This window comes from Pectinatus haikarae (assembly GCF_050916305.1).
GTDB lineage: Bacteria > Bacillota > Negativicutes > Selenomonadales > Selenomonadaceae > Pectinatus > Pectinatus haikarae.
Genome location: NZ_CP116940.1, coordinates 2,043,635 through 2,057,495, shown reverse-complemented (window position 1 = coordinate 2,057,495; position 13,861 = coordinate 2,043,635). Strand labels below are relative to the sequence as shown.

Genomic DNA, 13,861 nt, shown 5'->3' with positions numbered 1-13,861 from the left:
ATTCTCCTTTTTCAATATTATTATCTGTCTTTTTTTATAATTATTGTCTCACCAGACAGCTCCGGTGACCATACATTTGTATGCCTGCCATCACTTGCATTTGTCTTCAGAGGCCAAGCCTGACGTCCTGCATTATGCATAGCAATTATATTATCTACATTGGTCTGCCTGCAAAATTCTTTTACACCCCAATCGCAATATTCCTCCAAACGCCTATCTAACGGAAAGAAAGCGATATCAGCCTCCATTCCTGCAATTTTCTTCATCTGCTTTAAAAAACCATTTCTGGCAAAAGCATTATTTTTTTCGGTATCTCCCTTCCAATGCCACCAATTAAAATCACCGGCATGAAATATATTCCAGCCTTCAATGCTGACAAGAAAAGATATGCCTGCATCTGTGGAGCTATATGATTTTACAGTTATCATATCACTCTTATATTCATCATATTCATTCATAACAACCGTTTTTTCCCCAGGCAAGGTCTCCATATTATGTATATCATAGCTCAAAAAATATTTTCGCACATTTTGCGAAAATTTGCCTATAGCTGGGTTCCAATGATCAAAATGACTGTGCGAAACAAAAAAATAAACGCTTTTGTATTTTTGTAAAATATCGGACAAACAATCCGCTTTATCAGTATAATAATCAAAAACTAATGCATTCGTACCCAATTCAACTACAAAGCCGCTGTTATATAAATATGTTACTTTTACTGTCTTTTCCACATTTTATCCTCTTTCCTTTTTGATTCAGCAAATCATTATTTGGCTCAAAACATTCCCGCCTCGCTGAGATTTTCACATTGATCAATACTCTGTAAATAATTTTATCATATTTTCAATACATGACTATAACTATATTTTACCATAAATTTTTCATTTTCCTATTGATTTTATTTATTGGTCCTCCACAACACATAAATAATATGATACTATTATATGTATTGAATTGATATTTTTTTGTACGCAATATTATTTGTGTCTACCATCAGTAAAAATAATATTTTATACACTTGCATAAATTGTCTGATGTACAAGGATTTTATATTTAAAAAATAGAATAGCTATTTATACCTTTTCTGAGGAGAATCATAATGTTAATAGAAATTAAGGGATTATTATCAACTATCGATGCACTTGATGTTGCCGACATTATTATTGTTGCCATTATTTTATATAAATTATATGAAATGCTGAGAAACACAAGGGCTATAACCCTTGTCAAGGGTATTATTGTATTACTCGTGCTCACTATAATAAGTGACTGGCTCGGACTGCATGTCATCTACTGGCTCCTGCAAAAAACTGTTACACTGCTCTTTGTGGCTCTGCCGATTGTTTTTCAGCCAGAATTGCGTCGTGCCCTTGAGCATATCGGGCAGGGACGCTTTTTCGTCAGATCTGCCCTGCTTGATATCCATGAGGCCCGCAGTCTTGTGAGTGAAATAGATTCTGCTGTTATGCGTATGGCTCAGAAAAAAACAGGTGCTCTTATTGTTATAGAAAGAGAAATGGGACTTGATGATATAGCTTCGAATGGTATTTTCATAGACGGTGTCGTATCTGCTGAACTGCTCATGAATATTTTTATTACAAACACTCCACTCCATGACGGTGCCACAATTATAAGAGGCAAACGCATTATTGCCTCCGGCTGTCTTCTGCCGCTGACAGATGACCGTACACTAAGTACTGAACTCGGTACACGTCATCGTGCTGCGATAGGTTTATCCGAACAGTGTGATGCGGTCGTAGTCGTTGTCAGCGAAGAAACAGGAACAATATCAGTGGCTGAACACGGTCGTATATACAGACATTTAGATTCAGATCAGCTCAGGCAGTATCTGATACCGCTGTTTTCTCAAAAATCTTCTGTATTCAGCGATTTTATCAGGAACTGGAGGAACGGTAAAAAATGATAAATTTACTAAAGCAGAATTTATTCTTAAAATGCATTTCATTGCTTTTGGCATTGGGATTGTGGCTTTATGTGATGAATGAACAAAATCCTTCAATAACAAATTCTGTCTCTGTACAGCTCAGTATTATTAACGCTCCTGACGGTTATCAAATTCATCATGACAATGACACAATAAAAATCAGACTTAAAGCTCCGCGTTCCGCATTTGCTTCTGTTGACAACTCTGATTTTAAAGCATATGTAGATCTGACTGATGTCAAGGAAGGTGAACAGACGCTTCCTGTTCATATCCAGCTTCCGGCAGGTTTTGAACTCTTGGGCTCCTCGCCCGAAAATATAAAATTCGTTGTTGATAAAATAATTCAAAAACAGATTCCGGTAGATCTTGTTCTTTCCGGAAAACCAGCCGACGATATGGTAGTTGCCAGCACAAAGCAATCCGCGGACACAATAGTCGTAAGAGGGCCGCGGACACAAGTTGATGCTGTGCGCAGAGCTATAGGCTATATAGGTCTTGACAATAATAAAGATGATTTTACTGTCATCGTGCCGCTTCGGGCTGTTGACGACGACAATAAAGACGTCAGCAATGTCACGCTCTTAAGTTCCACCGTCAATGCCAGTATAACACTGGCTCACGGTCTCACCCGCAAAATCGTCACTATAAAACCATTGGCAAACTCTGATTTGCCCGCGGAGTATACTCTTGATTCTTTAAAGGCAACACCCGATAAAATAGAAATAACGGGCAATCCTCAGGTAATTTCTACCATAAATTATCTTGATACGGAAAAATTTTCCTTGGGAAAAATAACTTCTTCTGGTGATCAGACTGTGAACTTACTGATTCCTCAAGGGGTCACCACCTCCACTAATACAGTTACTGTGAGCATCAAAATTTCCGAAAAAAAACTTGATAAAAACTAAGGTGGTTTCGTAATTGATTCGCATAAAAAATTTGAACACAGCCTTTAACAATACTGAACCTTTAGAAAAAATAGCTGCTGCTTATTTAAAAATCAGTGATAAATATATAAAAAAAGCTGTAATAGTCCGTAAAGCAATAGATGCACGCCGATATAGAAATTCTCCCATTTTCAACGTTTTTACACTTGACGTTTTTTTAACGGATAATGCAGACAAAAAAAAACTTATGAAACGTCTGCGAACAAATAAAAATATCGAGTTATCTGCACAGCCACTGCCAAAGGTAATTCCCATTGTCTCTGGCTTTAAGCGAAATTCTGAAAATTTGCGTCCTGTCATCGCCGGTTTTGGTCCGTCCGGTATGTTCTGCGCTCTCACATTATGCCGCTACGGTTATCGTCCGATTATTCTTGAACGAGGCCGCGATATTGACACAAGACATGAAGATGTAAAAAATTTTTGGCGAACAGGTACTCTTGATCCCCTATCCAATGTACAATTCGGTGAAGGCGGTGCGGGCACTTTTTCTGACGGAAAATTGACCACACGAATCAATGATGCTAAAATAACTCAGGTCCTCCGCGATTTTGTAGAAGCAGGTGCTCCTCAGGAAATTCTATACCTGCATAAACCGCATATCGGAACAGATATATTACGCAGCGTAGTTAAAAACATCCGCAGAAAAATTCTGGCTGCCGGCGGATCAATATATTTTTTAAATCAGCTCACAGATCTGCAAATAATCAACAGCAAATTAAAAGGTGTTGCTACTTCATCCGGTGAATCTATTCCTTGTGAAAATTTATTTTTAGGCATAGGACATAGTGCCCGTGACACATATGAAATGCTTTTGAGAAAAGGAATACAGATAGAAGCAAAATCTTTTGCTGTAGGAGTGCGCATTGAACATCCCCAATCTTTAATAGATGCTTCACAATATGGTGCTGATGCAGGCAGCCCGTATCTTCCCGCTGCAGATTATGCACTTACTTGGCAGAATCGGGAAAAAGCATTATCCTGCTATTCCTTTTGCATGTGTCCTGGAGGTAAAGTAGTATCCGCATCTTCAGAGGAAAATAGGCTCACTACCAACGGTATGAGCTATTATGCCAGAAACACAGGTATTGCTAACAGTGCGCTGCTGGTACCTGTGACACCGGCGGACTTTGGCGGGAACATCCTTTCGGGAATGGAATTTCAACGGCATTATGAAAATCTTGCTTTTTCTGCCGGCGGCAAAAATTACCATGCTCCGGTCCAGACCGTAGGCGACTTTCTTACTCATCAGCATGGTTCTGATAAATTTCTGACTATCCCTACTTACGAACCGGGTATCACTCTGGCAGATCTGCATGAGCTTCTTCCTGCCAAAGTTTCTGCGGCTATCGAACTTGCTCTGCCAAATTTTGATAAAAAAATTCCTGGTTTCGCTGATAAATCAGTTGTGATGACTGGCCTCGAAATGCGTTCTTCAGCACCCTGCCGCATTATACGGGACAAAAACACCTTCAAATCCGTCAGCATTGCCGGTCTTTATCCTATTGGTGAGGGCGCTGGTTATGCAGGTGGTATAATGAGTGCTGCTATTGATGGAATGAATGCTGCACTAAGTTATATATATAAAAGATAGAAATTATTATTTGCACCAAATAAATTCAAGGAGAGATTTTTTTAATGACTAGACTTTTTGGCACAGACGGCGTACGCGGCGAAGCAAATAAAGAGCTTACAGCAGAACTGGCTTATAAACTCGGCAGAGCTGCTGCCTTGTATTTTGGCAAAGATGATAACGATGCATGCAGAATTTTAATTGGACGGGATCCTCGCATTTCGGGTGCCATGTTTGAATCGGCTCTTGCTGCCGGCATTTGCTCAGCGGGCGGTCATGTGATCATAACCGGTATTATTCCCACTCCTGCAGTGGCTTATTTAGCAAAAAAATATGGTGCCAATGCTGGTATCGTAATTTCTGCTTCCCATAATCCTTTTCATGACAACGGTATAAAATTTTTTGGTGGAGACGGGTATAAGCTTCCCGATGAAGTAGAGGATGAATTAGCTGAAATAGTCGTCAAAATCAACACTGACGATATTTTTCCCCGTGCAGTCGGCAAAAACATCGGAACAATCGAATACAGGCATGATCTTATTCATGACTATATTGATTATGTAGCATCAACAGTCAGAGTAAAATTGACCGGACTGAAAATAATCCTTGATTGTGCAAACGGTGCGGCATATGAATCAATGCCTGCAGTTTTGCGCAGGCTTGGCGCAGAATTGATAGTTATAAATGATAATCCGGACGGAATCAACATAAATGAAGAGTGCGGATCTACACATTTGGAATATTTACAAAAGGAAGTCTTATCTCACGCTGCGGATATCGGTATAGCTCATGATGGGGATGCTGATCGCTGCCTTTGTGTTGATGAAAAGGGACGCATTATAGATGGTGACCATATTATCGTAGCTTGTGCCCTCGCTATGAAAAAAAATAATAGGCTTAACAACAACACAGTAGTTTCAACGGTCATGGCCAATATCGGCTTTCATAAAGCACTCAGAAAAAACGGCTGCCATGTAGAAGTAACAGCAGTCGGAGATCGCTATGTACTCGAAAATATGAAAAAAAATAATTATAATTTGGGCGGCGAGCAATCCGGTCATGTCATCTTTACCGATTTTGCTACTACGGGTGATGGTCTTATAACGGCTTTGCAAGTTCTTGCCCATATTGCAGAAAATAAAATAAAATCGTCTCAAATAGTAGATGTTATGACAACCTATCCCCAGCTGCTTTTTAATGTACGTGTAGCCTCTAAAAACGGCTGGGATTCCAATGAACTTATAAAAAAGGCTATAAAAGATGGTGAACAGGAACTTGGCTGTGATGGCCGTATATTAGTTCGTCCTTCGGGTACAGAGCCGCTGATACGTGTAATGGCAGAAGGTCCGGATCAAAAACAACTGGAAATAATCTGTCAATCTATAGGTACTGTCATCCAGGAACAGCAATGCTGAAAGTCACAAACCGAAAAGACTGCCACCAAAGTCAAACGCTTTGGTGGCAGTCTTTTTATATAAAAAAGATGCACAGAAGATATTTCCATGCATCCTTAAAGATATATTTTTTATTCTTTAATAAGCCAGCCCTTAATTGCGGCTCTTAGCCGGTTCCACATTGATTTTATAACCTTTAAGAGTATTTCTATGCATAACAGAAATAACTCGTTCGGTCACATTGCGGGGAATCTCCACAAAAGTAAACTTATCATATATATTGATAACACCGATAATATTGCCTGGGATATCAGCTTCCGTGGCTATAAAGCGTACAATATCTTCCGGTTTTATCTTCTGATTGCGGCCTATATTGATAAACAGTCTTACCATACCAGGAGCGCCGCCGCTGTTATCAAATTTTTGTTCTAAGTTACCGCCGCCTTCATCATCAGCCCCATTACGTTCTTTTAATCCTTCAACCGATAACTTTACTGCGGCTGCGGCTATATCAAGAGAGTCATATTTATCTGCCACCAAATCCGATACAATCATATGATAATCGGAATAACTATTAGTCTGCAACACCTTCACTAGTTTTTCCTTTATTGCTTCTTTCTGCAATTCGAGCACATCCGCCGATGTTGGCAGCTGACCTCGAATCATACTATGTTTTATAAGCTTTTCAATAAGCCGCAGCTGCCTATATTCGCGCGGTTCTATAAAGGTTATGGCAATACCGCTGCGTCCTGCCCTGCCTGTCCTGCCGATCCGGTGAACATACGATTCATGATCCTGCGGAATATCATAGTTGATAACATGCGTAATATCATCTATATCTATACCTCTTGCCGCAACATCCGTAGCGATCAAAATATCCAGCTTACCTTCACGGAATTTTTTCATTACTCTCTGCCGCTGTGCCTGATTCATATCACCATGCAGCCCGCCAGCCATATATCCTCTGGCCTCTAACGAGGCAATAAGATCGTCCACTCCTTTTTTTGTACGACAGAAAATAATGAACTTGCCAGTCTCCTCCACATCAAGAATACGGCACAAGCCATCAAATTTATCCCGCGTTTCATAATAAATCTGATCAATAAGCGGAACCGTCAGATGTCCTCTGCTAATCAAAACCTTTTGCGGTTTATTCATATAACTTTGTGCTAATTTTTCAATAGTAGCCGGCATTGTAGCCGAAAAAAGCAATGTCTGCCTTTCTTCTTTAGGAATATGAGACATTATTGACTTTATATCATCAATAAAGCCCATATCAAGCATCTCATCCGCTTCATCTAGGACAAGTGTTTTAATATAATCAAGATTTATTGTTTTTCGATTGATATGATCTAATAAACGTCCGGGTGTTCCAACAATGATTTTAATACCATTCTTTAAAGCACGAATCTGGCGTTCGATCATTTGCCCACCGTAAATAGGCAACGTTTTTATTTTTTTATATTTGCCTATTTTATTCAATTCTTCCGCTACCTGAATAGCTAATTCTCTGGTAGGTGCTATAATAAGTGCCTGTATGTGCCTGTTAGTTTCGTCTATCTTTTCCACAGTAGGTATACCAAATGCAGCCGTTTTACCTGTACCGGTCTGTGCCTGTCCAAGTACATCATTTCCCTGCAAAACTAAGGGAATTGTTTTTGCCTGAATTGGTGATGGTTCTTCAAAGCCCATATCACTTAATGCATTAACAATTTTTTTGTTCAAAGTAATATCACCAAATGACATTATTTCATTTTTCAAAAATAGATCCTCCTGTTTCTTAATTTATAATTTATAAACTCATTTATTTTCGGATTGAACTTCCTGACTTTTATAAATTGAACTTGCGAGATACTCCAATCTACTCCATACTCCCCGCAGTGTGCAACATAAAACACTATCTCGAAAGAACATTCCCTCAATAAAGATTGCAATAAAATAAACCTGCCCATTATAAGACTGATTTATCTTCTAAGTATAATCGTATCATATTTAGTGCCTTTTGCGTAGCACGATATTTAATTTCTTCTCTTTTTCCCGAAAATAAATTTTTAACGACATATGTGCCTCTATCTCCTGTCACAGATATATAAACAAGTCCCACCGGTTTTTGCTCCGTTGCACCGCCTGGTCCTGCAATTCCCGTTATTCCAACACCGATATCTGTTCCCATGCATTTGGCCACTCCTTCAGCCATATAACGAGCTGTTTCTTCACTTACAGCTCCTTTTTCGGCAAGAATTGATTCCGGCACATGGAGATGTTTTACTTTTACCAGATTGGAATAAGAGACTATCGAACCCGTTACATATTCTGAGCTGCCCGCTATATCCGTAAGCCTGCTTGTCAGCAGGCCGCCTGTACAAGATTCGGCGCAGGAAACAGTTATTTTTTTTGCCGCCAAAAGCCTCCCGACTACATTTTCCATTGGCTCATCATCAACGGCATAAACATACTGTCCGACACGTGAATATATTTCCTCCTCTACAGGTTGAATAAGCTGTTTTGCCTCTTCGACACTGTCTGCTTTTGCTGTTATACGAATTATCACTCCGCTGGGACGAACGAGCAGTGCCAATGTAGGATTATACTGCTTAAGAATAAGATCACGAATTTTTGTTTCCAAAAACGATTCGCCTATATCAAAAGTATCAAGCACCACTGAATGAATAACATGCTTTATACCAAATTTATCTCGTAAAAATGGTTTCAAAGATCTGTCAAACATATCTTTCATTTCGCGCGGTGGTCCGGGCAGATTTATCAGAACTTTTTCGTCACAGGCCTGTACGATACCGGGTGCAATACCATTATAATTAATGAAAACATGCGCACTCTCCGGAACAAGCACCTGTCGAGAATTATTTTCAGTCATTTCTATGTTTTTTTCGCGAAAGTGATCATCCATTCTTTTTTTACTTTCGGCATGAGTGACCATGGTTTTTCCCATTATTTCTGCACACACATATTTAGTTATATCTCCCTGAGTAGGACCCAAACCACCCGTAGTTATAACTATATCTGCCCGTTCAAGCGCATTTTTGATTACAGTTTTCATCCTGTCATAATTATCCCCGACAGTGGTTTGATAAAGCACATCAAATCCTATATCATTCAAATGAGAGGCCATATACGCACTATTGGTATTAACAATTTGCCCCAGCAAAAGCTCACTGCCCGTAGTAATTAATTCAACTCGCATTTTTCAGTCCCCTTATTATGCTTTTGGCCCACGAGATCATAAGCAAATCCCTGAAGAATTTTTACTTTTATAATATCCCCAGGACTGCTTTCTTCATCATTCTCTATATATATCTGCCCATCTATATCAGGAGCCTCACGATATGATCTGCCATATGCAACATTGCTCTGTTCTGCATCGCGGCCTTCAACAAGCACATCGAATATCTTATTTTCCAAGCTTTTATTTATGTCTTCTGAAATTCTACTCTGCACACTCATCAAATCGTGATATCTTTCCTGCATTATATTTTCTGGCACTTGATTGGACATGCTGTACGCAGGTGTATTTTCTTCCTTTGAAAAAGTAAAGACCCCTACTTTATCGAAACGATATTTTTCCACAAAATTCCGCAAAAATTGATATTGTGAATCTGTTTCACCGGGAAACCCAACAATAAATGTCGTGCGCAGAGATATACCCGGAATACGCATTCTCAACTTGCCTATCACATCTTCAATATATTCAGTCGTATCAGAACGGCGCATATTTTTCAACACGGCATTATGGGCATGCTGAAGTGGAATATCTGCATAATTACAGATTTTTTCTTCCGATGCCATCACGTTAATTAGTTCATCGGTGAAAGAATGCGGGTAGGTATATTGTACTCTTATCCACTGCAGTTCTTTGATTTTAACCAATTCGCGAAGCAGTCCAGCCAAATTTTCACGTCCATAGATGTCACTGCCATAATTTGTCGTATCCTGGGCAACAAGATTTATTTCTTTTACGCCATTTTTGACAAGCCGCACTGTTTCTTCTTTTATATCTTCAATGGTACGACTGCGGTAATTGCCACGCACCAAAGGAATAGAACAAAAAGCGCATCTGTGGTTGCAGCCTTCGGCAATTTTAACATATGTACTGAAGGAAGGTGTTGTAATGATGCGCGGTGTATCCTGCCCATAGATAGTATCTGCCTCACCGGTTATTACCACACGCCGCCCCGCCAAAGTTGAATCCACAGCCTCCATGATTCTGTTCCACGCGCCTGTACCGATAACAGCGTCAGCTTCCGGCATCTCATCCAGTAATGTCTGTCCATAACGCTGGCCTAAACAGCCTGCGATAATCAGGGATCTGCATTTCCCCGTCTTTTTACATTCGGCCATATCCAAAATAGTCGTTACTGATTCTTCTCTCGCTGACTCAATAAAGCTGCAGGTATTTACTATCAATATATCTGCCTCAGATGGTTCGGCAGTGATTTTTATATCATTTTTACTCAGTATACCCAACATAACCTCTGTGTCAACACGGTTTTTTGAGCATCCAAGACTTACAAATCCAGCTCTAAGCATTTAGTTCCTCCAAAATATATATTGTAAAGCAAATCATCCACCCATCATTGCACATACGGTCTATTGCAGCCGTATATTTTTTACCCACTCATCAAGCAGACTCATTTTCTGCTCCTCAGTAGGCATCTCTATATTATTTGAAAAGGGAACCAAGCCCTTTCCCGCATAAGTTTTATAAGCAAATGTGGAATAATTTGTTGGTACGAAAAAAAATCCGTTTCGCTGCAGACAAAGCTGTATATCATCACCGAGAAGCCATTGAATAAATCGGGATGCCTGAGCCTTATCGGGCGCATTTTTTAAAAGTGCTGCTCCTGTAACCTGATAATAGGTCCCGTCTTCAGGATAAATTATCACTAAAGGATAATTATTATTTAAATATTTAACAGCCTCACTTTGCACTGCAATAGAAATATCTACCTCACCCATTCCAGCCATTCTGACAGGTGTTGACAGATATTTTGCATATTGCAGAACTTTAGGATGCAGCTTTTGCAAAAAGGAAAACGCCTGTTCATTTCCATAATGCCTGATGAACGCATAGAATAAATTTGCTGAAGTATCAGAAGCCAAAAAGTCTGTGAGTCCAATACGTATATTTTCCTCATTCACTAAAGCAGCCCATGTACGAGGTATATAAGGAGCAGCCTGCAGATAATCTCTATTAGCACAAAAAATAATCGGATCGTACCAAATGCCCGTCCATAAATTATTCTTATCTTTAAATATGTTTGCTACAACATCCTCCTGCTCAGACGAAAACGCTGCCAAAACATTTAAAGCAGCTGCCCGTTTCAAAACATCCTGCCCTGCAAGAATAATGTCTGCCTGTCCATTCAAAGGCATAGTTCCATTTTGCATTTTATCTGTCAATTCTTTTTCAGAAAGCAAAACAAAATTCACTTTTACTTTGTTAAGCTTTTCATATTCTGCCGCTATTGGAGCAGCTACCTGCATAGGCAGTGTAGTATAAACAGTTATTTTATTCCTTGTAACAGTAATCTGCCGATTATCACTTGTATGATATATCCAATATGTGTTTACCGCCAACAAAATTAACAAGATACTGCACACGATAAAAAACAACGGTATATAGCGCCGCATAACCAGCCTCCCAACTGTCAGAAGCGAATAATCAATGCACTTATTCTGTCAAAAATTCACTTTACATTAAAGTATAACATTTTATAAAAAATAAGCAACCGCCGCCAACCGCAACGATTGCTCTCTTTGCATTCTGCTATTTTTTCCGCATCCATATTGGTATATCAGGAATTTCCCTGTCCATTTTAAAGTCATTTATCTTATGCGTTACAGTACTAACATCCATTTTTTTACCATCCAGCTCGACAGTTACCGTGCTGTCATCAAATCCTGTTGCAATAACAGTAACCCGTACATTGTCCTGCATATTTTCATCAATAGCCGCACCAAAAATTATATTCGCGTCTTCGTGCGCAGCTTCTGATATTATAGCGGAAGCTTCATTTACTTGAAAAAGGCTCAAATTGGAACCGCCTGTTATATTGAGCAACACTCCACGGGCACCCTGAATAGAAGTTTCCAGCAGAGGGCTGTTCACTGCCGCACGAGCTGCATCCACAGCAGCATTTTCCCCTGTTGCCTCACCTATACCCATGAGCGCTGAACCTGCATTATTCATAACAGATTTGACATCGGCAAAATCCAAATTGATCAGTCCCGGTATGGCTATCAAATCCGAAATCCCCTGCACGCCCTGACGCAACACATCATCAGCTATGCGGAAAGCATCCATCATGGATGTTTTTTTATCAACAACATCCAACAGTCTGTCATTAGGTATAGTTATGAGTGTATCGACATTTGTCTTCAAGTTCACAATACCTATTTCAGCCTGTTTAAAGCGTTTGCGTCCTTCAAAGGTAAATGGCTTTGTCACAACTCCAACAGTAAGTGCACCTATCTCGCGTGCACATTCTGCCACTATGGGTGCCGCTCCTGTACCTGTTCCTCCGCCCATTCCAGCCGTCACAAAAATCATATCAGCGCCTCTGAGAGCTCCAAGCAGTTCTTCTCTGCTTTCTTCAGCAGCTTTTTCACCAATTTCCGGTTTCGCACCGGCCCCTAATCCTCTTGTCAATTTTTCACCGATCTGTATGCGATTCTGTGCCTTAGCATTCAATAAAGCCTGTGCATCCGTGTTGACCGCTATGAAATCAACACCCTTAAGACCGGACTCAATCATGCGGTTGACTGCGTTGTTACCGCCACCGCCAACACCAATAACTTTTATCTTAGCAAATTGGTCAACGTCCATATCTAATTCAAACAATAGAAGCAACCCCCATATACTCCATATAAAATGCCGTTCATGGCATATAAGCAATCAGATTAATAGTTATATTATATAACATATGCAGTGAATAATCCATCTTAATTTTCTATATAGTTTCATTATTTTCTAATCAGGTGATGTCTAAGGTATGATAGATTCTTAAAAATTCTGAGAGCAAATACAAATAGAACAACATAATAGAGTTCAATTGACAAATTGTCACCGATAAATACCATAAAAACTGCTAATATTGTATTTAAAAAAAAGCCGAGCAAAAAATTGGTATTATCAAAATTATTTAATGAAACGGCCTTCAATCCGCCGAATATGGCATCAAATCCAGCAAGCAACGCCACAGAAAATAATTTGCTGTATTCGCCGGGTATTGTTACATTGCATAGATACCCTACTATTGCCCCTGCAGTTAAACTTAATACAGCAAAAATCATTTTTCTCCGCCTTTCTCCACCAATTCAGTGTACTTAAAATCAACACCTTTGCTATAAGCAGGCAGCAGCATTTGCGTTTTTTTTGCAATATCAATCTTTATGCCCCATACACTCAACGTATCAATCACGCCCCCGCGCATCTTCATTGCATTTTCCAGCGTGTCGGCATCACCTATTGCTTTTATTACAAAAGGAGGTGCCGAACGTTCATTATTAACAGACACAGTAGGTCCTGCGCATCTTATTTCGGTCGTAGCCACCACTCTTTGCCCATTAATGGAAATAGCCTCAGCTCCCGCCGCACGAAGCTCATTTATGATCCGCAGCATATCTTCATCATGTATTATATATAAATTAGCATTTTCATCGGTGGCAGTTTTTTTGCTGCTGTCTTCAACAGTCACCACCAGACCCGGTCCGCTGACCTCTGAGGCACCAGCTTCAATGATCTGCGCATCTGTCAGTCCACCATTTTTATCTTGTGTATATTTTTGATTCTGTTTTTTCAAAGAATCCCTTTCTTTTTCTGTTGCCAAAAGACGCTGTGACAGCTCCTCCGTCCTTTGATACTGCGTTGAATATTTCAGACTATTCTGCGTAGAATGGAACTGAATTGCCAACATAAACCCCAGAAGGAAGCAGGCCAGTATTATAGATATCCGGTTATATTTTCTTGACAGCATAATTTACTCCT

Annotated in this window: 12 protein-coding genes; 4 read left to right on the top strand and 8 right to left on the bottom strand. The window is 39.7% G+C overall.

Annotated features, from left to right (window positions below; translation table 11 throughout):
- Positions 1–20 precede the first annotated feature (20 nt).
- Positions 21–731 (bottom strand): MBL fold metallo-hydrolase, encoded by a 711-nt coding sequence (locus tag NXG61_RS10020; RefSeq protein WP_307223548.1) that lies wholly within the window; start codon positions 729–731, stop codon positions 21–23.
- A gap of 368 nt (positions 732–1,099) precedes the next feature.
- Here NXG61_RS10020 and cdaA point away from each other — a divergent pair, with 368 nt between their 5' ends.
- From cdaA to glmM, 4 genes are read left to right on the top strand one after another with little or no spacing between them, the layout of a single operon-like run.
- On the top strand, positions 1,100–1,924 hold the full coding sequence (gene cdaA / locus NXG61_RS10015) for a diadenylate cyclase CdaA (RefSeq protein ID WP_196604690.1): 825 nt from the start codon (positions 1,100–1,102) through the stop codon (positions 1,922–1,924).
- Positions 1,921–2,853, top strand: coding sequence for a CdaR family protein (locus tag NXG61_RS10010; protein ID WP_307223545.1), 933 nt, complete (start codon positions 1,921–1,923; stop codon positions 2,851–2,853). The genes cdaA and NXG61_RS10010 overlap by 4 nt, the downstream gene beginning before the upstream one ends.
- Positions 2,854–2,866: 13 nt before the next feature.
- Entirely contained in the window at positions 2,867–4,483 is a 1,617-nt protein-coding gene (locus NXG61_RS10005) for an NAD(P)/FAD-dependent oxidoreductase (protein ID WP_307223543.1), read from the top strand.
- Positions 4,484–4,527: 44 nt separating this feature from the next.
- On the top strand, positions 4,528–5,877 hold the full coding sequence (gene glmM, locus NXG61_RS10000; protein ID WP_307223541.1) for a phosphoglucosamine mutase: 1,350 nt from the start codon (positions 4,528–4,530) through the stop codon (positions 5,875–5,877).
- A 132-nt stretch (positions 5,878–6,009) separates the two neighbouring features.
- On the opposite strand, the gene NXG61_RS09995 is transcribed toward glmM, so the two are convergent.
- The 7 genes from NXG61_RS09995 to NXG61_RS09965 form a co-directional block, all read right to left on the bottom strand.
- Positions 6,010–7,602 carry a DEAD/DEAH box helicase gene (locus tag NXG61_RS09995; protein WP_196604726.1) on the bottom strand — a complete coding sequence of 531 codons (1,593 nt, stop codon included), beginning with the start codon at positions 7,600–7,602 and terminating at the stop codon, positions 6,010–6,012.
- Positions 7,603–7,807: 205 nt separating this feature from the next.
- Positions 7,808–9,058: a competence/damage-inducible protein A gene (locus NXG61_RS09990; RefSeq protein ID WP_307223538.1), complete on the bottom strand. Its 1,251-nt coding sequence runs from the start codon at positions 9,056–9,058 to the stop codon at positions 7,808–7,810.
- Positions 9,043–10,401, bottom strand: coding sequence for a 30S ribosomal protein S12 methylthiotransferase RimO (gene rimO / locus NXG61_RS09985; RefSeq protein ID WP_196604685.1), 1,359 nt, complete (start codon positions 10,399–10,401; stop codon positions 9,043–9,045). The genes NXG61_RS09990 and rimO overlap by 16 nt, the downstream gene beginning before the upstream one ends.
- 60 nt (positions 10,402–10,461) lie before the next feature.
- Positions 10,462–11,505: an extracellular solute-binding protein gene (locus NXG61_RS09980; RefSeq protein WP_196604684.1), complete on the bottom strand. Its 1,044-nt coding sequence runs from the start codon at positions 11,503–11,505 to the stop codon at positions 10,462–10,464.
- A gap of 136 nt (positions 11,506–11,641) precedes the next feature.
- Entirely contained in the window at positions 11,642–12,715 is a 1,074-nt protein-coding gene (gene ftsZ / locus NXG61_RS09975) for a cell division protein FtsZ (RefSeq protein ID WP_196604683.1), read from the bottom strand.
- A 122-nt stretch (positions 12,716–12,837) separates the two neighbouring features.
- Complete coding sequence (locus tag NXG61_RS09970; RefSeq protein ID WP_307223535.1) at positions 12,838–13,167, bottom strand: small basic family protein; 330 nt, start codon at positions 13,165–13,167, stop codon at positions 12,838–12,840.
- A complete protein-coding gene (locus tag NXG61_RS09965) occupies positions 13,164–13,850 on the bottom strand; it encodes a DUF881 domain-containing protein (protein WP_307223534.1) in 687 nt (228 codons plus the stop codon). Before NXG61_RS09965 ends, NXG61_RS09970 begins: the two co-directional genes overlap by 4 nt.
- Positions 13,851–13,861: the final 11 nt, after the last annotated feature.